We start from the raw sequence: 22784 nt of genomic DNA on the forward strand, positions 1-22784 counted from the left end.
TGGGTTTCTGCAGGAATTTTTAAAGCTAAGTTCCCTTTAAGCGTGGGGACCTTTACTTCCCCGCCCAACACCGCTGTTGTTAGCGGTACATCAATGTTGGTAAGTAAATCATTTTCTTGCCGTTCAAATGTTTGGTGAGGTTTGACAACCACCGATAAATATAAATCGCCCCCTGCACCGCGCCCTTGCCCGGCAATTCTTATTCGTGACCCGGTTTTTACCCCGGCCGGAATTTTTACTTCAATGCGCTTTTCGGACGGTTGTGTTCCCGTTCCCATGCATGTCGGACAAGGCGCCTTTTGGACGCGCCCGCTTCCTTTGCAAGTAGGGCAGGGTTTTTGGTCTTGGATGCTGAAAAGGCGGGTCGATCCGCTAAATGCCTCTTCCAAGGTTACTTCAATGGAAGACTCAATATCCCTGGCTTGCTTCGGAGGTGCTTGTTTTTGTTTGCGCCCCATATTAAAAAGGTCGCCGAAAATACTGCCGAGATCGTCTCCGCCAAAGCTGTAGCTTTGAGACTGACCTCCTCCCCCGAATATATCGCTGAAATCATAATGCTGGTACCCCGCTCCCTGTCCCCCCTGCGCTCCTTTTGAGAACCGGTCGGCGTATTGCCACTGGTCACCGAATTGATCGTATTTTTTACGCTTTTCGGCATCCGAAAGCACCTCGTACGCCTCGCTTATTTGCTTGAACTTTTCCTCGGCGCTTTTATCTCCCGGATTAACATCGGGATGGTACTTACGCGCCAGCTTGCGGAAGGCTTGTTTGATTTCCTTATCGTCGGCGGTTTTGTCTACCCCCAGCAGTTTATAATAGTCTTTTTCTGCCATAACAGTATTCCCTGTTTCCTTTATTTTCTATCGTAATTATAACGTAATTATAAGCAAATTGTCAATAATGTGGCAATAAAGTTAATAAAACAATGTCAACCAATGCTTGTGTGTGCCTGTAAAACAGACCGGAGCGGTTGTGTATTGGGAGGGAAAGGGGTCTGTTTTAGAGAATGTTGCGTAACTCAAAATACTTCATCAAAATCTTCAAGGAAAAGGCTTTGTTTCTTTAAAAAATTGGTTGACAAAACCTTTATTAGGGTATTGACAAGACCCAGTTTGTGGATTAGAATGAGGACGGTGCAGCCTGAGATATAGAGAATTTGATTGGTGCTATGTATTTCGTTATTGAAACGGGCACCTCTTTAGAGTTCGGAGTCAGGGGGCATTAAAAATTATCAAATCGCATCAATTCTTCAGTACGAAAATTATGTTTGGACTGTGAATAATATCAACAACAAGGAGGTGGTGTTTATCGAAGCAGACTCAACAAGGTTTATTGATATCTTTCGTAACATGTCGATAACAATGAAAGGAGAAAGAATTGAAAGAAGAAAAGGATTTGAAAACAGAAGAAACCAAACAATCAGGTGAAGTTTCAAGAAGAGACTTTCTTGTAGGTGCCGGTACCGTGGTTGTTGGCGGAGCTGTCGGTGCTGGGTTACTTTCCAGCTGTAACGGCGGCGAAGAGAAGACTGTAACGACAACTAAAACTGTTGAAAAGACAGTCACGGTTAGTGATGGTGCTACTGCTACCGTAACTGAAACCAAAACCGTTGGTGGCGAGGGAGCCATTACCGTAACCGAAACCAAAACCGTATCCGATGGTAGTAGTGGGGTTCTCGAACCTTGGCAGGAACCGGAGAGGGGTTATGTATATGCGACTAAGACTCCTACCCAATTTGAAGTTAAAAACGGTAGGATTATTAGGTGCAGAAGGATACGCTTTAATGACCACAACCCGGATATTAAGCAATGGTCAGTCACCGCTCGCGGTGCAACTTGGAAAGCCCCTCTGAAAAGCTCCTGCTCGCCTTACTATTTAATGAACAAAACCCGACAAACTTCCGCAAACAGAATTCCCTATCCTCTGCAGAGGGTTGACTGGGAACCTGGCGGCGATCCGGCAAAGATTAATGCCCATATGCGCGGTCGCAGCGGTTACAAGAGAATTTCTTGGGACGAAGCTGCTACCATTATTGCCAGTGAAATGAAGAGGGTTGCTGACACTTACGGTGGGGAAGCTGTTTCTTGTGCCCGTAGCGGTCACCATCATGAGGGTGGCGGTATCACCGGTACAACAACAACCGTTGATAAATTACTCCTCCACTGGACTATTGCCAACTATGGCTATGAACATGCCTCCACCGAGCGTGACGACCAAGGTAACAGTTTCGCAGGCGGACAGACTGGCGGTAGGTGGGTACTTGGTTCGGATTACGAAGCTACCGATCACTTTAAAGACATTCTTGAAAACTGTGAATTACTGATGGCTTGGCCCAGCGATGCCAGTCAGAAGACATGGATTGGTGCCAACGGTATTGCAATTGCAGCCCTTAACAGGTATGTCCACCACGATGTCAAAATCAGACAGGTGTATGTTACCCCTGAATTCAACAGATCTTGCAAATTTGCATATAAATGGGTTCCGGTTATTCCGCAGACCGATGCTATATTGGCTCTTGCTATCGCATATATTTGGTTGAAAGAAGGAACTTACGACCAGGCATACCTAGATACACATACCATAGGTTTCTCGGAATTCAAGAAATATGTACTCGGCGAAGACGGCAGCGGAGAAAAAACACCTGAACTAGCATCAGAACACACCGGTATTCCTGTATGGACCATTAAGGCTATCGCTCGAGAATGGGCGAGAGTACCGACTTCGACTCTCTACGGTGGACAGGGCGGTGGTGTTGCTTGTCGTAATATTTATGCTCATGAGACTCAGAGACTGCAGATTTATTTGAAGTGTATGCAAGGGCTCGGCAAACCCGGTATTCATCAGTGCCGCTACTACGGCGTTCCGATGGGCAATCCGGCGAAGAATCCTGCTGTTACTGCATATGCCGCAACTAATATCATGAATGCCAATATTGCCAAAGATACCGGTAAGAGGCTCAACATGCAGGACAGAGACCGCCCGATGATTCCGAGCGGTAGATGGCGTGCTGCTATGCTTGAACCGTCCGTAACCTGGTATAACAGAGAAGATCAGTTCTTTAAGAGAACCTATCCGATGCCCGGCAAATCAAGAATTCGCCTAATGTGGGCTGCCGGTGGTTCCTTTACCGGTAGTGATCAGCACGGACACGGTGCACAGTTAGGTCTACAGTCACCCGAACTTGAGTGCTATATTAACAGTAATATTTATCTGGAAGATACAACCGCCTATGCCGATATTATTCTTCCGATTACCCAACAATTAGAAAGACCTGAAATTGGTAACAATGGTTGGGCTTATAAGGCATTTGCCGCAAACAAAGAACCCATCGTTAAGCCTTTCTATGAAGCTAAGACTGACTTTGAACAGTGCTGCATTGTTGCCGAAAAACTCGGATTCCTTGATAAGCTCCTCGAAGGAAAGACTTACCAACAATTTGTTGATGATAATTTGAAAGAAGCTTACGAAAAATCCGGTGTTACCGACATGATTAGTTGGGACGAATTGGCTGAGGGTAAAGCTCTTTGTCAGGCTCCGGTAGAGGGCTGGTATGATACTGAGCCGTATTTCCATAAATTCTATAATGATCCTAAAAAATATCCGTTGAACACCGAATCCGGTTTGCTGGAAATTGTTTCCGGAAAGCTTCAAGAAAACTTCCCGGATGACAAGGAAAGATCCGGATTGGCAAAATGGGTACGCGGTGGTCCTCCGGAAGACGGTTGGGCTCATGACGAAGATCGCTTTATCAGTAAGAATAAAGACAAGTATACTCTGGTTATGATGAGTAATACTTCAGCGTGGAAATATCACTCCATGTTCTCTGATCAGCCGTGGTCAAGAGAAATTGAAAAGGTAGTCGGTTGGGATGGCTATGCGTATGCCCCGGTTTTGATTAATCCGGAAGACGCGGCCGCAAGAGGCATTGAGGCCGGAGATATCGTCCATTACTACAACGACAGAGGCGGTGTCCTTGGTGGCGCTGTTGTAACTCATCGTATGGTTAAAGGCGCTATCGGTGCTGAGAAGGCCGGTGGTGGTCACCACATTATCCCCGGTAAGTTGCATCGTGGCGGTAACCCCAACGCTATTAACCCGGATCACAACCACTCTATCACTGCGTACGGCGGTGCTTACACAGGCTTCTTAATCGAGCTTGAAAAAGTTACTATGGCAATGATGGAAGGTTGGAAGGCAGAGTATCCGGAAGCATTTGCCAGAGGTCCTGAGAACGGTGGTAAATACAGTAAGGTTTATGATCCTGCCTATGGTCCGTTCGCTGCCGGCTGGATCGAGGGAGGTATATAATATGGGTAAAGTTTTTATTTACGATGTTGACGCATGCTTAGGATGTTATTCTTGCCAGATAGCTTGTAAAGACGAGCACTGCAATAATGACTGGATGCCCTACGCAAAACCGCAACCTGTTTGGGGACAGTTCTGGTATAAATTAGACTTTAACGAGCGAGGCGAAGGAGACAAGCAGAAAATAAACTGGTTGGCCACTTTGTGTATGCATTGTGATGATGCTCCTTGTATGAAGGTTTGTCCCATTAATGCCATAACCAAGAGACCTGACGGTTTGGTTATTATTGAACCTGCCAAATGTGACGGTTGTATGGCTTGTGTTGGAGCTTGCCCTTACGGTGCTATCTACTTTAACCAAGATCTTCGCTTGGCTCAGAAATGTACCGGATGTGCTCACCTCCTCGATCGTGGTTGGCCGATTAAAGAACCGAGATGTGTGGATAACTGTTTTGAGAACTTAGCTTTAAGATTCGGTGAAGAGTCAGAATTTAGTGCCGATATTGCCAAGGCTGAGGTGTTCAAACCTGAGAACAAGCCCAGAGTGTACTATCTAAATCTTCCGAAGAAATTTGTTGCCGGTAACGTATACACTTCTTCAGATAAAGAAGTTGTTATCGGCGCGACCTGTACGCTTTCCGGGGCCGGTTCCGCTACCACTACCACAGATGTATTCGGTGATTTCTGGTTCGAAGGGTTGGCTGATGGTACGTACCAGGTAAAAATTGAAAAAGACGGCAAATCGGTAACACTTGATGCCGATACCACAAGCCGTGATGTCAACTTAGGTTATATAGATCTTAAATAATTCTGTAATCTGTAACTAAGGCTATATACGATGAAGGGTGAGGCTCTACCGATATTGCTTCACCCTTCATCACAATAAAAACAAAAACTTAAAGGAGAATTTGTTATGGGTGGTACCAAAGCTTGGATATTCCGAGCATTGCTTGCCGTTGCTACCGGCTTGTTTTTATTCTCGTGGTTTAACCCATGGTGGGAAGCTTACATTGTTAGGCTTGAGGTAAACGCGGTGGAGATTTATGCTCACGGCCTGGTTTCTTTCATACCTGACGAGTACTTATGGTGGATTTCAGGTTATGATGATATCATGCCTGCGTTTTTCACCCCCCTTATGTGGGTTTGGATGGGGCTTTGTGTTTTGGCTTTGCTGGCTAGTATGTTCTTAAGTAATAAGAAAGGCCTGAGCTTAGGCAAATTCAGAATGTCTTGGCCCACAATTCTCATTGCCGTCGTCGGTATATCGATGATTGTGGTTTGCATTATCGGTATTATTGTTATCCTTGCCAACCTCGAAAGTTTCTTTGGCGCGCCCTTGAACGGTCGTATTATGATTGACTTTGGTGATCCGTATGCCAGCGAAGTTGATACAAAACTTCTTCCCAGTTACTACATACTTGCAGGCACCGGTGTATTCCTGATTGTCCTTTCTTTCTTACGACGTTTTTTTGTTAAAGATTAAAGTTATTTAAACTGATACAGGGCAACAATTTTGGCTATTCGATTCAGACGAACAGTATGAAGTTGTTGCCCTGTATTGTGATATAATTAGATATATTTTCAAAGAGGTGTAAAAGAATTGTCCGAAAAAGAAAATAAACAAGACGAAAAAAATGAGAGTATTACAGAAAACAAACAAGCAGAAAATTCGGAAGAGATATCAAAGATACCCACTCCTGTTGCAGTCGGGGACGAAAGAGTAACTGTTACAAGGCATGATTTTTATAATGAGACTATCCCTGACGGGACGCAAATAGTTAGCGGCGTTAAGTTGGAGATGCGAAATAATACGGATAGTGTTGTGGCTAGCGTGCATTTTGATCTCAATTTTATTAATGAAGAAGGCCGGGTGTTTGATAGTATTGCCTCTAAGGTGTTTAACATCCAGCCTCAATCCAGTAACTTTTTTCGTGTAACTTCCGCTAAATTTCGTGATAATAAAATCAAGAGTTATGATTTTAAGATATTGGATACAACTTTTATTCCCGAGCCCTTTTTTGCCGGTAACGACTACGTGACCGTACTTAGGCACTCAGTAACCGATTGTGTTCCCGGAGAAGGTGACTGGGGGGATTCGGCAAGGGTTGAAGCTGCTATTGCCAATGCTACCGATAAAACTTTGTCGACTATTTTATTTGATGTCGAATTTTTAGATATTGAGGGCAATGTTATTTCAACTACCGAACATGTTGAACAAGAAATTAAGCCCGGTGTCAGCCGTGCTATTATGATTAAAACAAGTATTTACGAGCCGGGTTTATTGCAGAGTTATAACATAAAGATAGCAAAGGTAACAACTGCAGATGTCGAAAGATTTCAATTCCGCAGACAAGAAATGTCCACAAAGCAAACGGGAGAAGAGGAAATTATCGGTACTATAAAAAACCTTGGTACTGAAATAGGGTCTACCGCTGTAGTGGCTGCTTTTTATGATTATAGCGATAGGAATATTGGAACAAAGGTAATTATTGTATCCGATATTGAACCTGATGATGTTAAAAAGTTTCGCATTGTGTTTAAACCTCAAGAAGGAGATGTTGTAAGGAATGCAGATCTTCAGATTGCTCAGTTGGATGAGTACCTATCCTATTAGTTAATTTCTGTATTTGTAAAGCCATGTTTATCATGGCATATTATTGTTGTAAAAGGCTTCGTTTGTTATGAAAGTACTTCTGATTTTTCCCCCGGTATGGGCTCCTTACCGCCCGTACTTGGGGTTGCCGTCGCTTACGGCATATTTAAAAGAACACGGTGTGGATGTAATCCAAAAAGATCTCAATATAGAGATTACGAATATGCTTTTGTCCCAAAAACATTTAGAAAGTGTAGGCAAGAAACTTAACGGGCGCTTTAACCTTATTAACTCTAAAAACATGTTATCCGCAGGGATAGAACAGAAGTATTACAGTGATCTCTACAAAGCTAAGTCTTCCGCTCATTATCTTGCCGAAACAATTGAAGAATCTAAGAACGTGTTCCGGGGCAGTGATTTTTATGATATAAACAAGCTTTCTCGTGCGCGAGAAAAGCAGAAAAATGCCCAGAATATTGTATCTGTAAATAGTTTCCCGTCGGGGCAAGATTTATTTTGGCCGGTTAATATAAAATTTCATCGCACATATGCGGATATCAAGAAAATTACGGCAAATAGGGCGGAAAACCCATTTTATACCATTTATGAAGACCATTTTATCCCTTATTTATTAAAAGAGAAACCGGATATAATCGGCATTTCTATTGTCGGAGAAACACAATGGGTTCCGGCGTTGACGCTTTCGCGCATGATTAAAAGCATTTATAAAAGAGGACATATTACAATCGGTGGCTACACAACTACCGTTCTGTCAGAATCGTTCGAAAAATACCCTGATCTTTTTACGACATTTTTTGATAGTGCAATAATTGATGAAGGAGAAATTCCTCTTCTGAAACTGGTTGAAGCTATCTCGAAAGGCAAATCTCTGTGTGAAGTCCCCAATTTGGTCTATGCGGACGGCGGAAAAGTCGTTTCAAACGAAGGGACGTTTCCCGAAGATGTAAATAACCTGCCTACCCCATGTTTTGATGGAATGCCGCTTGATTTGTACTTAAGCCCCGAACCTGTATTACCTATTCTCTCCTCGAGGGGCTGTTATTGGAGTAAATGCGCTTTTTGTTCTCATAACGAGGTTTATAGGTGTAACTATCAGGTAAGAGATGCCAAGAAAGTTGTTGATGATATAAAGAAACTATCCGAATTGTATAACGTAAGACATTTCGCCTTTTCGGATGAAGCTATTTCCCCTGCTTCAGCAAATAGGTTATCCGACGAGATAATTCAAAGCGGGCTTGATATCAGGTGTTCAACAAATATTCGGCTGGAACCGCAGCTTAAACCGGAGCTTTGCCAGAAGATGTATAAGGCCGGTTTCAGGTTATTGTACCTGGGGCTTGAATCGGGATCTAACCGTGTGCTTGACCATATGCAAAAAGGTATCACCAAAGAAGTTGCCGCTGAGGTTTGTAAAAATCTGCATAATGCCGGGATTTGGGCGCATTTGTACACTTTCCTTGGGTTCCCTACCGAAACCAAAGAAGAAGCCCTTGAAACTATAGATTTCTTAATTGACAATAAAGATGTTGTTTCGTCGTTTTATATCGGGTCATTCCTGCTTAATAAGGGAGCAGTTATGCTAAAGCAACCCGAAAAATACGGGATTGCCGGTTTTGACAGCGGCCCTCATACTGATTTTAGTTTAGCGTTTAATCATGAGGTATCTTCAGGGTTATCTTTTGCTGAAGCGGACGAAATGAGTAAGAAATATCAGGCCGAAATAGTAAACAGCCGCCCCGGTAACGAAGTATTCAAAATAGATTACGAAGAAATTTTATTGTATCTGTCACACTACGAAAAAACGGACCCATGGCTCCTATCCTTAGGAAAACCCGAAACCACAAACTTAGGAAACAGAGAGTCGGTAATTTCGGGCAAATCCATACCCGTTTTAAAACCGTATGTCATATTCGAAAGCATCAATTTTAACATTTTTGACATATTGAGTGGCGCGGTTGAAAGCCCTAAGTCTGCGCTACTTCCTCAAAAAATATCACTTGTATTTGACCCCGTTAAATCAAACATTCAAGCTATTAACCCGCTGTTTATTGAGATTTTAAAACTTTGTAACGGAATTAATTCTGTTTCTCAAATAGCTTATGAGTTATCCATGAATTACGATGGTGATGTGGATAAGATAGAACAAGATTGCACTCGCCTACTTGAGTTTTTGCTTGAAAATGATATACTGGAAATGAGATGAGTATTTCGGGTTTTATAATCGGGTCGGTTGCTGGACTTGGTTTCTTTATAACTAATTCCATGGCGAGTTATCGTATAAGCTACATTTTTTATATTATTGATTGGTTCAATTGGTTCACACTCCCGTTAGCTTTTACGGGTTTTGGCCTTTGCCTGGTGGGTGCCATAAAGGGGCCTCATCGAGTCCTGGGAACTTTAGGGGCTTTGCTGTGTGCTGGTATAGCAGTGTTGAGTATTTCAAAGTTGGTGTAAAATTAACCGAAAACAACGATGTGCCTCAAGGTTTTAGAGAGATTAAATGAAATTACGGTCAATTAATTTTTATAATTATACAATGGATTTTCTCCTTTTGTATGGTTCGCTTACCCTCCTTTTTTCAAATATTGTGCTTTGGTTTGTTTTGCCGGCTAGTACCGGGCTTGGTGGTATTTATCGTTGTGATTACGGCTATACCGGTCAAGGCAGTGTCGGCAATATAGAAAAGGTTCTTAGCATCGGACGATTTGATTGGATTGAAGTTCATATTTGGATAGCGATTATATTGGCAATCATGGTTGTTGTTCATATTTTGATGCATTGGGATTGGAGTATTGAATCAATAAAGAGGGTAAAAAACTATACAAACACTAATAAAGTTGCGGCTTTAGAGCGTTATGTTGTAAATATTTTAATGGTCGTTTTTTCGGCCTTTGAGTTGCTTTCAGGTCTTGTTATTTGGCTTATTTTGCCACGTGGCCTCGGCTATCAAAATTTGGTTCATATTGGGGCCGGTCCTACATTTTGGAACTTGCAGAGGGACGAGTGGCGTAATTTGCACGATTGGGCGGCCGTGGCCCTGGTTGCCTTAATTATAATCCACGTTATTATTCATTGGGATTGGATTACAAAGATTACCATGGGAAAGTTTAAGGGCAAAAAAACCAAAGACGCAACTGAAAAAGAGTGCCCACAGGTACTTTTGGATATAGATGATGGAATCAACAGAACCGGTTACAGTAAAAGGGCAGGGTTTTTGCTGGGGCTGTCAGGAGCTCTATCCTTTATACCGCTCCTGCTTTTTTTCCAAATTGATCAAATGGCAAGATACGGATTCATGCTGTATCTCATTCCACTCCCCCTTATTTGTTTTTTGGTTGCCCAAAAATGGCATCGTATTGGCGGAGCACTACTTACATTTGCGGGCGTTGCTTCCCTGTTGATTTATTATTATTTCCCAGTAGGTACGCGCTGGCAAGCCCCCGGGCTGTGGAGTAGTTCCTTTTGGGGGGAACTGACAATAGCCCTTCTTGTTACTATTCCTCTGATTATTTCCGGCATTATCTATCTTTTGCATGGTCAGGAAACGGCTCAATGTGAAGCGGAACAAAAACTTAGCACTTGATAATTTGTTATAGTAATATCTTAAAACTGCTAACATCGACACCCCTAGCCTCCAAAAAACTCCTGCAAAATATTGACATTTAACCTTTCGGGTTCTTATAATAAAAGAAACCCTTTCTTTTGAAGCCCCTATGTTTGTTATTACTAGGTACTCCGTTGTATTTAAATTCCAAGATTCATGCAAATCGTGTGAAGGTATAGAAGTGCAAAATTTATTGAAATTTGGGGAGCAGTTTTTTATATGTCAAAGTATATCTTTGTAACCGGCGGCGTTGTTAGCTCCGTTGGCAAGGGCATTGCAGTTGCTTCTATCGGTAACATTCTCAAAAGCCGCGGCCTTAGTGTCTCGGTACTTAAAATGGACCCCTACCTTAATGTTGACCCCGGTAACATGTCACCCTATCAGCACGGCGAAGTTTTTATTACCAAAGACGGTGCTGAAACAGACCTTGATCTCGGCAATTACGAACGCTTTATTGATATTGAGCTCACCGCGAATTCCAGCGTCAGCTCCGGGCAAATCTACAGCTCCGTAATTACCAAAGAGAGGCGCGGAGATTACGGCGGCGGCACTATCCAGGTAGTTCCGCATCTGACCGGTGAAATCAAACAGCGTTTCAAAGCGCTTTCGGAAAAATCGCAGTCCGATGTAATCTTAGTGGAAGTCGGCGGTACCGTCGGCGATATCGAAGGCCAGCCATTTTTGGAAGCCATCAGGCAAATGCGTAAGGATGTCGGGCGAGATAATGTGCTTTACATTCATGTAACGCTGCTGCCGTACATCAATTCCACCAAAGAGCTAAAAACAAAACCCACACAGCACAGCGTCAACGAACTCAGGCGAATCGGTATTCAGCCGGATGTTATTATTTGCCGCAGTGATATTCCAATCCCCGACAGCATTCGCGATAAAATCTCCCTTTTCTGTGATGTAGATTTGGAAGCCGTTATTCCTTTGCTTACTGTTTCCACCATATACGAAGTCCCCATAGTTTTGGAAGAGTTCGGGATGACCGAGTTAATTGTAAAGCGTTTGCATTTAAAAGAAGCCGGCGGCCCCGACCTTTCGCTTTGGAAAGACATGGTTTCCTATATCAATTCACCTTGCGAGGAAGTTAATATCGCTCTGGTAGGGAAGTACGTTGAGCTTGAAGATGCTTATTATTCCGTGCGTGAGTCTTTATGCCACGCCGGGTTCTATCATAAAAGAAAAATCAACCTGAATTGGGTTCATTCGGAGGATTTGGCAAAAGAAGGCGGCGAATCCCTGCTGCGCCATGCGCAAGGCATTATTGTCCCCGGTGCATTCGACACCTGCGGCATTGAAGGCATGGTTAAGGCTGCCGAGTATGCCAGACAGCATAAAGTCCCTTATTTTGGCATCTGCTTCGGCATGCAGGCGATGGTAACGGAGCTGGCGAGCGCTTCCATAAAATCCGGAGCCGCTAACTTCGGCGAAGCCGCCGCCAAGGCGGATATTGAATCCTTATCCAAGCAGCTTTTTAGCAGCGATAACGGCAACCCCATGCGGGTCGGCGAGTACCCTTGCAAGTTAATCCCCGGCACAATTGCCGCTTCGCTTTACGGCCAAGCAGAAATCGGTGAACGCCACCGCTATCGTTACGAGTTTAATAACGAATACCGCGACGCGCTTGCCGCTGCCGGTTTGGTTTACAGCGGCTTATCTCCCGACGATAAGCTGGTTGAGATATACGAAATGCAAGATCACGTATGGATGCTGGGATGCCATTTTCATCCCGAGTTCCTTTCGCGCCCCGGCCGCCCCCATCCCCTCTTCCGCGGCTTTATCGGCGCTGCCAAAGATATACTGCGCGAGGGCGCACAGCCGTCGCTGCCTTTAAATTCATAATACGGAGCAGGAAATGAAATTATTTTTAGATACAGCCAATATCGAACAAATACAGCAGGGCGTCAAACTGGGGGTAATTTCAGGGGTCACCACCAATCCGACGCTGGTGGCCAAAGAGGGGCATCTTGATTACAAATCGGTTGTAAAGCAAATTTGCGCGATTGTTCCCGGGCCTGTTTCGGCCGAAGTTGTTGTTGAGGGTACCTCCGCAATGATTGAGCAAGCCAAAGAAATTGCTTCTTGGGCCGAGAATGTCGTTATCAAAATACCGGCAACGGCTGAAGGGTTGGAAGTAACCTCGGCACTGGCTCGGGATCATATCAAAGTTAATATGACGCTCGTCTTTTCCGCTAATCAAGCGCTGCTTGCCGCGTTGGCCGGAGCCTCATATGTCAGCCCCTTTGTCGGCAGGTTAGACGATATCGGCACCGACGGAATGCTGTTGGTTAAGGATATTGTTGATATCTTTAAGGCTTATAACTTGACAACGAAGGTAATTGCTGCTAGTATTCGACATCCACAGCATTGTTTAGCGGCTGCTAAAACGGGAGCCCAGATTGCAACTGTTCCCTACGGAGTTCTTACCCAAATGATAAAGCATCCGCTTACCGATATCGGAATTGAGCGTTTCTTTGCCGATTGGCGTAAGGTGTCTGAGGCTAAGGCTGAAGTCAAAGCTGAAGCCGAAGTTGAAAATGAAACCGACACCGAAGCTGGCGAGGTTTAATTCGTTATTTGGTTGCCGTTATGGTTCGACAAGCCCGTGCATCCTGAGCCTATCGAAGGACGCGAACGGCTGAAGATAACCACGAACGGTGGGGCTTTTCTCGTTCGCCCTGAGCTTGTCGAAGGGTTAAACGAACGAGAGGGAAAACGAAGATGCTGTTCGGTTGCCGTTATGGTTCGACAAGCTCACCATGAACGGCTAAAAGGCTCGTGCATCCTGAGTCTGTCGAAGGACACGAACGGCGGGGGGAACCCGAAAACACTAATTTATCATATTTGATTTAAATAAATAATAATAAACTCGAACTCAGAAGCTAACTGTCCTCTTATTTAGATATCCGAAAAACACATTTAGGGGTTAATGTCTAAAAGAGGGGATACGAGTCGGTCTTGGGGAGGTACAGAGAAAAAGAAAGAGGAAAGCTATGGAAATCAGTCAGTTAGAAAATAAAAGCAGAGAAGAGCTCTTAGAGCTGGCAAAAGAAAGCGGGCTCACCAGTTGCTCGGGGTTACGCAAGCAAGAACTTGTTATGAGGCTTTTGCAAGCCAACGCCGAACAGCAGGGCAACCTCTTCTGCAGCGGTATTCTGGATATTATGGCCGATGGCTATGGCTTTTTAAGGCAGTCCTCGTTACTGCCAAGCTCCTCCGATATTTATGTCTCCCAGTCGCAAATCCGCCGCTTTGGGTTACGCACCGGCGATTACGTCGTCGGGCAGGGGCGGCCGGCAAAAGCCGGCGAGAAGTATTACAGCCTTCTGCGAGTCGAAGCGATTAACGACCTCAACCCCGAAATATCCAAAACCCGTCCTTTCTTTAATTCTCTTGTTCCAATCTACCCCGATAAACTGATAAACCTCGAAACAACCCCCGACAACCTCTCCACCCGTTTAATTAACCTAATCGCCCCGGTTGGGCGCGGACAGCGCGGTCTGATTGTAGCGCCGCCTAAAGCCGGTAAAACAATGCTTCTCAAGAAAATTGCCAATGCCGCCACTACCAATTACAGCGATATCCATCTGATTGTCTGCTTAATCGGCGAGCGTCCCGAAGAAGTTACCGATATGCAGCGTTCCGTCAAGGGGCAGGTTATTGCCGCCACTTTTGACGAGCCGGTTGAAAATCACACCCGCGTTGCGGAATTAACCCTTGATATCGCTAAAAGAATGGTTGAAGCGGGCAAAGATGTCCTTTTGGTGCTTGACGGTATTACCCGCTTAACCCGAGCCTATAACCTGGCAATGCCCTCCAGCGGCCGTACACTTTCGGGCGGTATTGACCCCGTTGCCTTGCATCCGGCCAAAAAGTTTTTCGGTGCGGCGCGTAATGTTGAGGGGAACGGCAGTTTAACAATCCTTGCCACTTGTCTTGTTGATACCGGCAGCCGTATGGACGACCTTATCTATGAAGAATTTAAGGGCACCGGCAATATGGAACTGCATCTTGACCGCCGTCTTGCCGAGCGCGGTGTTTATCCGGCGATTGATATTAACCGCAGCGGTACCCGCCGTGATGATTTGCTGATGGATTCGGAAACGATTCGTCAGGTACAGCTTTTAAAGAGGATGATGTCCTTAATCAGCGCCGATGCGACCAATACGGTCGAGACTACGGAGCGTGTACTGGAACGCCTGCGCAAAACTCAAACCAACGCCGAGTTCTTGGCGAAGTTAACCAAAGAGAAATAGGCTTTTCGGATTGCCCCCCAAAAAGAAACGTCTTTGCGAGGAAGAAGCGTTAGCGAACAACGTTGCAATCTCTTACCCCCCGTCTTTGCGAGGAGGGAGCCGTTAGGCGAATGACGTGGCAATCTCGTTCCCACCGCCGTCTTTGCGAGGAAGGAGCCGTAAGGCGAATGACGTGGCAATCTCCAACAAATGGAATACCTCTTTGATTTATTAGAGATTGCTTCGCCTTCCCTTCGGGAATGGTCTCGCAAAGACAGAAGAGTATTGCTTCGCTACGCTCGCAAAGACAAAAGAAGTACGCAAAGACAAGTATTGTTGTCAAACCCCCCACAAATAAGCTTAAATAAACAGCAAAAAGAGCACCTCATGGAAAAACAATATTACATATATATAATGGCCAACGAACGTAACACCACCGTCTATACAGGCGTGACCGGTGACCTCAAAAAGAGAGTCTACGAACATAAAGGGAACTTCGTGGACGGGTTTACCAAAAGGTACAATGTCCACAAATTGGTATATTACGAGGTGTCCCAAAGTGTGGTTAGTGCCATTGAAAGAGAAAAGCAGATAAAGGGTAGGAGCAGGGCGTATAAAAACGAGTTGATTAATCAGTTTAATCCTGATTGGCGGGATTTATATGAGGAGTTATAAGTCATATCGTCTTTGCGAGGAGAGAGCCGTTAGGCGAGTGACGTGGCAATCTTGCCCCTCGCCGTCTTTGCGAGGAGTGAGCCGCCAGGCGAATGACGTGGCAATCTCCAAGGAATTTAATCTATATGAGATTGCTTCGCTGCGCTCGCAAAGACAAAGGTACATTTATATGAGATTCTTCGCTTCGCTCTGAAAGACAAAAGAAGGATTGCTTCGCTGCGCTCGCAAAGACAATGGTATATCTATATGAGATTCTTCGCTTCGCTCTGAAAGACAGGGGAGGATTGCTTCGCTGCGCTCGCAAATACAGAGGTATATTCATATGAGATTCTTCGCTTCGCTCGCAAAGGCAGAGGTGTATTTATATGAGATTCTTCGCTTCGCTCTGAAAGACATTTGCTCCCCCCCTTGCCATTCCCCACCCCGTTTCCCTATAATAAAACCTCGAGGTAACTGTTATGATTATAGTGGCATTGGTAGGCATGACCGGGGCGGGCAAGTCCGAAGCCGCCCATTTTTTTACCGAGATGGGTTTTGCCAAAATCCGTTTCGGCGACATCACCGATCAAGAAATCCAAAGGCGCGGCCTGATCTTAAATGAGGAAAACGAGCGTGCCGTTCGTGAGGGCTTTCGCAAGGAGCACGGCATGGCAGCATATGCCATCCTTAATCTTCCGCGGATTGAACAAGCGCGCAAGACTTCTCCGGTTATTATCGACGGTCTTTATTCTTGGGAAGAGTATAAAATCCTCAAAGATTACTTCGGCGCCGATTTTTCCGTTGCCGCCGTCTATGCCAGCCCCCAAACGCGCTACCAACGTCTTGAAATACGCCAAGTCCGTCCGCTGACGTCCGCCGAAGCGGCAGGGCGCGATGAGGCTGAAATCACCAACATCAACAAGGGCGGGCCGATTGCCATCGCCGATTATACAATTGTTAACGAGGGCACCATCGCCGATTTGGAAGAAGAAGTTCAAAAGGCGTTCGCATTTCTTACGGAGGCAAAATGAAAAGACCCGATATCGATGAATATTTTCTGAAGCTTGCCGCCGTTGTTGCCGAGCGTTCAACTTGTTTACGTCGTCATGTCGGCGCCGTTGCCGTGCGCGATAAGCATATTCTTTCTACCGGATACAACGGGGCTGCCGCCAACTGTAAGGATTGTCTTGAACTGGGCTGTCTGCGCAATCAGCTTAATATCCCTTCGGGGGAACGGCACGAAATCTGCCGCGCCATCCACGCCGAGCAGAACGCGATTATTCAGGCGGCGTTGCATGGGGTTAGTATTGAAGGATGTACTATCTATTGTACGCATACCCCCTGTATTTTATGTGCCAAGATGCTTGCCAACGCGAAGATTAAGCGCTTTGTTAGTTTTGGGGAGTATAGCGATAATGCTTTTTTGGAGCTTTTTAAGGAAGTAGGGATTGAGTTTGACCTGAAATCCCGCCCCCCCTCCCTCATTACCTTTTTGGATTGATGATTGATACCGCCGCCCCATGTCCCCTTTGTCACCCCACGTCTCCTTTGTCACCCCACGCCCCCCCTTGTCATCCTGCCTTTCCCCTCTTGTCATCCTGAACGCAGTGAAGGATCTAAGAGGACGGGAAATACAGGCTATGAGGTTACCTCAGAAGCACGAAAGAGGCAGCGCTCTACCATATAATAGGTAACCGAACACTGCACTATTCACCAACTCCTAGATTCTTCGGCAGGCTCAGAATGACAAAAAAGGGGTGTCTTCGGCAATAAGAAAAGGTAGCGCCCTACTCTCTCCAATCCAAGCTAAGGTCACGCCATTCCGGATTCTGTGATTCGATTAAAGCGATTTTCTTGTTGCGAGTCCAGCCCTTTAGTTGCTTTTCGCGAGTTATCGCCGAGATAACATCGGGAGTGCTTTCAACGTAAACAAGATAATCTATGTTGTACTTTTTGGTAAAACCGGGGAGTGATTTTGTTTTGTGTTCTTCTGCCCTGCGATACATATTATTGGTAACGCCGATGTAGAGGGTACGCTTACTGTTTGTCATGATGTAAACATAGTATTGTGACATTAAAAAAACCTCTCGGTAGATTACATCATCAGCCTATGTTTGGGCAAGTCCGTAACCGAACACTGCACTATTCGCTAACCCCTAGATTCTTCGGCAGGCTCAGAATGACATTATTGTGTCACCCCGAACGCCCCCTTTTGTCATCTTGAACGCTCCCCTTTTGTCATCCTGAACGCAGTGAAGGATCTAAGAGGTCGGGAAATATAGGCTATGATGTAATCTCAGAATCAGAAAAGAGGAATCGCCCTACCTTATAATCCACAGCCGAACGGTGCACTATCCGCTAACCCCTAGATTCTTCGACAGGCTCAGAATGACATTATTATTGTCACCCCACGCCCCCCCTTGTCATCCTGCCTTTCCCCTCTTGTCATCCTGCCTTTCCCCTCTTGTCATCCTGTCTTTTCCCCTTGTCATCCTGAACGCAGTGAAGGATCTAAGAGGACGTGAAATACAGGCTATGAGGTGTCTTCAGCAATAAGAAAGAAGCATCACTCTACCGTATAAATGCTCTATTCGCTAACTCCTAGATTCTTCGGCAAGCTCAGAATGACAAATGGGGGGATCGCCCTACCATATAATAGGTAACCAAATAGTGCTCTATCCTCTAACTCCCAGATTGCTTCACTTCGCCCCCCGCAACAAAGTAACACAAAAAAAATAAAAAAACCTCAAAAAACTTAAAATACCCCTTGACACGCCCATCCATTATATGTAGTATATGAGAGAACCCGCTGGTAGGCGGGCTCGCCAAGTAAATAAAAAAGGAGGAAAATGCGATTGGAAACAGCCCGCAAGGGGGATTGTTGCGTCCGCGACATATACAGATTTATAGGGATAACCATGTCTCTGCAAGAAGTGAAGGAGCCATCGGTTCCTGAATGTTTTGCGGGGATGCAATTGGATAATAAATATAAACAAGGAACATATACTCTTTAAGGAGAAATAAAAGTCGAATGAAAAATAAAATAATGAAAATATTGGGCGTCGTAATGACGGTTGCCATGCTCGGTAGTTTTATGGTAGCAGGTGCCCCGGTTTCCGCCGCGGGTTCAGCTCCTTCCGTAAACGACTGGAGCTCCGTAACCATGCCGAATTTGATGCCTGATACCGATGTTGAGCTGATTGAACAGGCTGTCGACGACGGCACCATTTTTATCAGCGTCTATTTTGAAGAATCCACTACCATTAAAACTGACGTTGGCAATAAGGTAATGACAGCCGAAACTTGGGCGATGTTTAAGTCAACCGACGGCTACAACTGGGAGCTGACCAACATTTATAACCAGCCCCACATTACCGCCATTGAACCTTCCGCCAACTACAAAAACGACAAAGTCGTTTACGTAGCGGTTGAATCCCTTGGTGCCTACACCACCCTTTATCGCTGTACCGACGGCGCTGATATCAAAACCAATAAGGGTGAGATGGGGCAGATTTCCGCCGGACAGGGCGGTAACCTCGTCGCTACTGAGATCTACGACCTCGACAGCTACTACGACGGCAGTTATGTTTGGCTGCTCGCCGCCACCGATATCGATGCTTTCGCTATCCGTGACGACAGGGGCTTAACTACCATTTGGACCGATATGCAGCTCTCCGAAACCCTTGGCGGTGCTGATTATTCTGATGCTACCGGTACGGGTGTCGAAGTATACAAAGCCAAGTTCGCCAAAGATTACGCTCAATCGGGTGTTATCTGGGCGGTCTATTATGATAATGTCGGTTTCGAACCGGCCGCTTTGGTTGACAGAGGCTTGGCAGATGTTTTCGGAACCGACGGCTACGGCATTATTGCCCGCAGTTCCGGTTCAACCCTCTGGGGCACCAAGATTACCCCGATTGTTCTCGGACCTGAGGATGATGGGATTGCCACCGCATACTGCGACTTCGAATTTTCCACTAACTACAACAGTGATGATAACCCCGAGATTTATCTTGCCGTAGGCTTTGATGAAGCCGATGGCAGTAACGGTGTCTGGAGATTCGAAATCGGTTTCTACGGTGATGCCGGTGAAAGAACTGCCTTTGATGCCGGTGAAGACGATATTGGTTTCTGCAGTCTCGAAGTTAACGGCACCAATCTGATTGCCGGTGCTTATGATGAAATCAACGGCGCGGGCGAGTCTACCCAAGTTTGGTTCAGTACCAACAGCGGTACCACCTGGAACCAGGCTGATATCGACCCCACCGGTGAACTTAATTGGACCTGTAACATTTTAATCAGTAAATACGGCGCTACCAAGGGCTTAGCCTTTGCTGCCACCGGCGGCGCACAGAGCGCCATCTCGATTTCCGAAGCCGAAGATAAGGGCAATATCTGGGCGCAGACCGCTTTTATTGATGATGTTATCGATTCTGTAATAGGTATTGCATTTAATCCGACTAACACCATAGCTTTATTGGTTACCGAAAATGATGACGACAATCAGAGTGTTTGGGTGACCGATAATGTTAATTCAAAGACTGTTAAATGGAAGAGAATTCTCTGCACCGGATATAACAGTAATACTATTAACGAATTCGAAAAATTTGATTTTGCTGCCGATGGCTCTGCCTTTATGGTTTTGAACGATGGCGTAATATACAGTTCTACCGATGGCGGCAAACACTACTCCAAACTAAAGTCCATCCCGAGCTGGGGCAATATTGAAGCTTGGATAATCCCCAACGCTTCCACCGTTTATGCCGCTACCGATGAAGGTTTCTGGACAACCACTTTGGTTAGCAACAGATTAGCCGATAAGGACCTCGTTTCAATTGCTAAGAGCGGCAATTCCATTGTTGTTGGTGATAATGCCGGCAAAGCCTATGTTTCCACTGACGGTGGTATCAATTTTGGCGCCGCCATTGCTTGCGGTGATGCTATGGACAATGTTTTCGTTGCCTTTGATGCCAACACCAACGGTGTTTTCTACTATGCTACCGATAAAGGCAAAGTCGGTGTAGTTACCCTTGACGGCAACAAAGTTAAGGAAACCGGTACCGGAAATAACGTCGAATTGAAAGATAACGGCGGTAAGGGTGTTGTTGCCAATTTAGGATCTGCCACTGCCATTATCGTTGCTCCGGACAATGCCCTTTATGTTGCCGGTGCTACTAAAGCAGGCGGCACAACAATCAGCGCTGCAGGAATAGCAGGGGGAACTTTGGATTTCACAGGCAGTGATTCCAGTGCTTTCGCTGATCCCAGTGTTGATATTGAGACTAGCCCGTATCTTGTTATGGGTGATTTGATAACATTATTCGGCACGTTTGACGCTGGTGAAGATTTAAGCATGTACGCTGCTGATGTTGTCGCCGATTCTTCCACTATCATTAGCGGTAAGATTTATGTTGAGGGCGATGATTCAGGAGCCATGGGTTACTTCGAATTTACATATTACGGTGGCTTTGACGGATTCCTTATCAAGGGCGAAAACATTGAGGTAGAAGTAGACGGTTTAGTGGTTGGTGAATCTACTTCTTCTTCCGGAGCCGATTCAGTTGAATGCATGCAGAGATTACTGCTTGGCCAGTCCGATAACAACTGGGAAGGCCCTGTTACTAACAAAGCCGGCATGAACGGCTTGCAGTACACCGCCGGTTCCAACATCCTCTGGACTGTTGTTGAAACTCAACTCTATGCCTTCGAAGACTTCTTAAGCGGCAAAACACAAGGTGTTAAAGCTGTTGAAGTTGATGTTGACTACACCTCCGTCACTAAGACTGTTGAGGTTTCTTGGACTCACATGAACGAAGATGGCGATACTGTCTATCTCGTTTCCTACCAGAAGACCGGTACTAACACTTCTGCTGCATTCGCTACTTACAATGTTAAATCTACTGTTGATGTAGGCAGTACTGTTAAAACCAAGATTTCCGGTCTTGATGCATCGGCCGAATATACCTTTAAGGTTCGCGTTGCTAATGACAGCCCGATTCAGAGCCGCTGGTCTGACGGCGTTAAAGTAACCACCTCTGCTTATGTTACTGCTCCGAATCCTGTCAGCCCGTTACAGGCTCAGCCTCAGTCAGCTACCGCTTCACTCCATCCGACCTTTACCTGGTCCACCGGTGGCGGTGCTGCTAAATACGAATTCCAGCTTAGTGACAGCGCAAGCTTTGCTAACATCATTGATACCGTAGTTGTTGCCGAAACCGGTTACACCTACAATGGTGACGGTCTTGCTTACGATACCGATTACTACTGGAGAGTTAGGTCTGTTGCCGCTGATGGCGTCGGTATAAGCGCATGGGCAACCTACAACAACAACGGTGCTCCGTGTGCCTTCCACACTATGGTTGATCCGGATGCCTACAAGGCTGAATTGACTGTAACCCAGACCGAAACCAAGATTGAACTTACTGTTACCGAGAACAACCCGACTTACACCATCCCGGTACCTGAGTTCACCGTAACCGTTCCTGTTACCAACCCGCCGGCCACCACGGTTACCAATGTAGTCGAGATTCCTGAACAATCAACCCCGGCTTACATTTGGGCAATCGTTGCAATCGGTGCTCTGTTAACAATTGCGGTCATCGTCCTGATTATCAGAACCCGCAGAGTAGTCTAAACAGGCTGCGCTAAAGGTCTTTGGTAAAAAGAAGATGTCCTGAATTGAAATAGGGACGCAAACAAAAAACCAACCGGAGCCCCCCAAAAGGGGGCTTCGGTTTTTTATATCGGAGATTGTCTTTGCGAGGAGTGAGCGTCAGCGAATGACGTGGCAATCTCGTTCCCCCCCGTCTTTGCGAGGAAGGAGCCGCTAGGCGAGTGACGCGGCAATCTCGTTCCACCACCGTCTTTGCGAGGAGGGAGCCGCTAGGCGAATGACGCGGCAATCTCGTTCCCTCTCCGTCTTTGCGAGGAGGGAGCGTTAGCGAGTGACGTGGCAATCTCGTTCCCCCACGTCTTTGCGAGGAATGAGCCGCTAGGCGAATGACGTGGCAATCTCGCCCCTCACCGTCTTTGCGAGGAATGAACCGCTAGGCGAATGACGTGGCAATCTCGTACCCATCCGTCTTTGCGAGGAAGGAGCCGTCAGGTGAATGACGCGGCAATCTCGCCCCTCACCGTCTTTGCGAGGAGAGAGCCGTTAGGCGAGTGACGTGGCAATCTTGCCCCTCGCCGTCTTTGCGAGGAGTGAGCCGCCAGGCGAGTGACGCGGCAATCTCGTTCCACCACCGTCTTTGCGAGGAATGAGCCGCTAGGCGAATGACGCGGCAATCTTGCCCCTCGCCGTCTTTGCGAGGAATGAGCCGCTAGGCGAATGACGTTGCAATCTCGTACCCATCCGTCTTTGCGA

General features: G+C 46.0%; 15 protein-coding genes. 13 read left to right on the forward strand and 2 right to left on the reverse strand.

Annotated elements, in window-relative coordinates:
• The coding region (locus WC958_00005) for a DnaJ C-terminal domain-containing protein (GenBank protein MFA5628637.1) at positions 1–833 on the reverse strand (833 nt) is incomplete at its 3' end.
• 544 nt (positions 834–1377) lie between these two features.
• On the opposite strand from WC958_00005, the gene WC958_00010 reads away from it, so the two are divergent.
• The 12 genes from WC958_00010 (at position 1378) to WC958_00065 (ending at position 16919) form a co-directional block, all read left to right on the forward strand.
• On the forward strand, positions 1378–4308 hold the full coding sequence (locus WC958_00010; GenBank protein ID MFA5628638.1) for a molybdopterin-dependent oxidoreductase: 2931 nt from the start codon (positions 1378–1380) through the stop codon (positions 4306–4308).
• Between the two features lies 1 nt (position 4309).
• On the forward strand, positions 4310–5113 hold the full coding sequence (locus WC958_00015; GenBank protein ID MFA5628639.1) for a 4Fe-4S dicluster domain-containing protein: 804 nt from the start codon (positions 4310–4312) through the stop codon (positions 5111–5113).
• A 105-nt stretch (positions 5114–5218) separates the two neighbouring features.
• Positions 5219–5788: a hypothetical protein gene (locus WC958_00020; protein ID MFA5628640.1), complete on the forward strand. Its 570-nt coding sequence runs from the start codon at positions 5219–5221 to the stop codon at positions 5786–5788.
• A gap of 117 nt (positions 5789–5905) precedes the next feature.
• Positions 5906–6919 (forward strand): FxLYD domain-containing protein, encoded by a 1014-nt coding sequence (locus WC958_00025; protein MFA5628641.1) that lies wholly within the window; start codon positions 5906–5908, stop codon positions 6917–6919.
• Positions 6920–6986: 67 nt separating this feature from the next.
• Positions 6987–9122 carry a PqqD family peptide modification chaperone gene (locus WC958_00030; GenBank protein ID MFA5628642.1) on the forward strand — a complete coding sequence of 712 codons (2136 nt, stop codon included), beginning with the start codon at positions 6987–6989 and terminating at the stop codon, positions 9120–9122.
• Positions 9123–9419: 297 nt separating this feature from the next.
• The gene (locus tag WC958_00035) at positions 9420–10502 is read left to right on the forward strand and encodes a DUF4405 domain-containing protein (GenBank protein MFA5628643.1); all 1083 of its coding nucleotides are present in this window, start codon (positions 9420–9422) and stop codon (positions 10500–10502) included.
• Positions 10503–10742: 240 nt separating this feature from the next.
• Positions 10743–12371 carry a CTP synthase gene (locus tag WC958_00040; GenBank protein MFA5628644.1) on the forward strand — a complete coding sequence of 543 codons (1629 nt, stop codon included), beginning with the start codon at positions 10743–10745 and terminating at the stop codon, positions 12369–12371.
• Positions 12372–12384: 13 nt separating this feature from the next.
• Positions 12385–13098, forward strand: a complete 714-nt coding sequence (gene fsa / locus WC958_00045; protein ID MFA5628645.1) for a fructose-6-phosphate aldolase — start codon at positions 12385–12387, stop codon at positions 13096–13098.
• 424 nt (positions 13099–13522) lie between these two features.
• On the forward strand, positions 13523–14785 hold the full coding sequence (gene rho, locus WC958_00050) for a transcription termination factor Rho (GenBank protein ID MFA5628646.1): 1263 nt from the start codon (positions 13523–13525) through the stop codon (positions 14783–14785).
• Between the two features lie 366 nt (positions 14786–15151).
• On the forward strand, positions 15152–15439 hold the full coding sequence (locus WC958_00055) for a GIY-YIG nuclease family protein (protein MFA5628647.1): 288 nt from the start codon (positions 15152–15154) through the stop codon (positions 15437–15439).
• Positions 15440–15897: 458 nt separating this feature from the next.
• Positions 15898–16449: an AAA family ATPase gene (locus WC958_00060; protein ID MFA5628648.1), complete on the forward strand. Its 552-nt coding sequence runs from the start codon at positions 15898–15900 to the stop codon at positions 16447–16449.
• On the forward strand, positions 16446–16919 hold the full coding sequence (locus WC958_00065; protein ID MFA5628649.1) for a dCMP deaminase family protein: 474 nt from the start codon (positions 16446–16448) through the stop codon (positions 16917–16919). Before WC958_00060 ends, WC958_00065 begins: the two co-directional genes overlap by 4 nt.
• Positions 16920–17205: 286 nt before the next feature.
• Here WC958_00065 and WC958_00070 read toward each other — a convergent pair whose 3' ends face one another.
• A complete protein-coding gene (locus tag WC958_00070; protein ID MFA5628650.1) occupies positions 17206–17493 on the reverse strand; it encodes a GIY-YIG nuclease family protein in 288 nt (95 codons plus the stop codon).
• Between the two features lie 956 nt (positions 17494–18449).
• Here WC958_00070 and WC958_00075 point away from each other — a divergent pair.
• The gene (locus tag WC958_00075) at positions 18450–22052 is read left to right on the forward strand and encodes a fibronectin type III domain-containing protein (protein ID MFA5628651.1); all 3603 of its coding nucleotides are present in this window, start codon (positions 18450–18452) and stop codon (positions 22050–22052) included.
• The last annotated feature ends 732 nt before the right edge of the window (positions 22053–22784 follow it).

The organism is Dehalococcoidales bacterium (assembly GCA_041656115.1).
Lineage (GTDB): Bacteria > Chloroflexota > Dehalococcoidia > Dehalococcoidales > UBA5627 > UBA5627.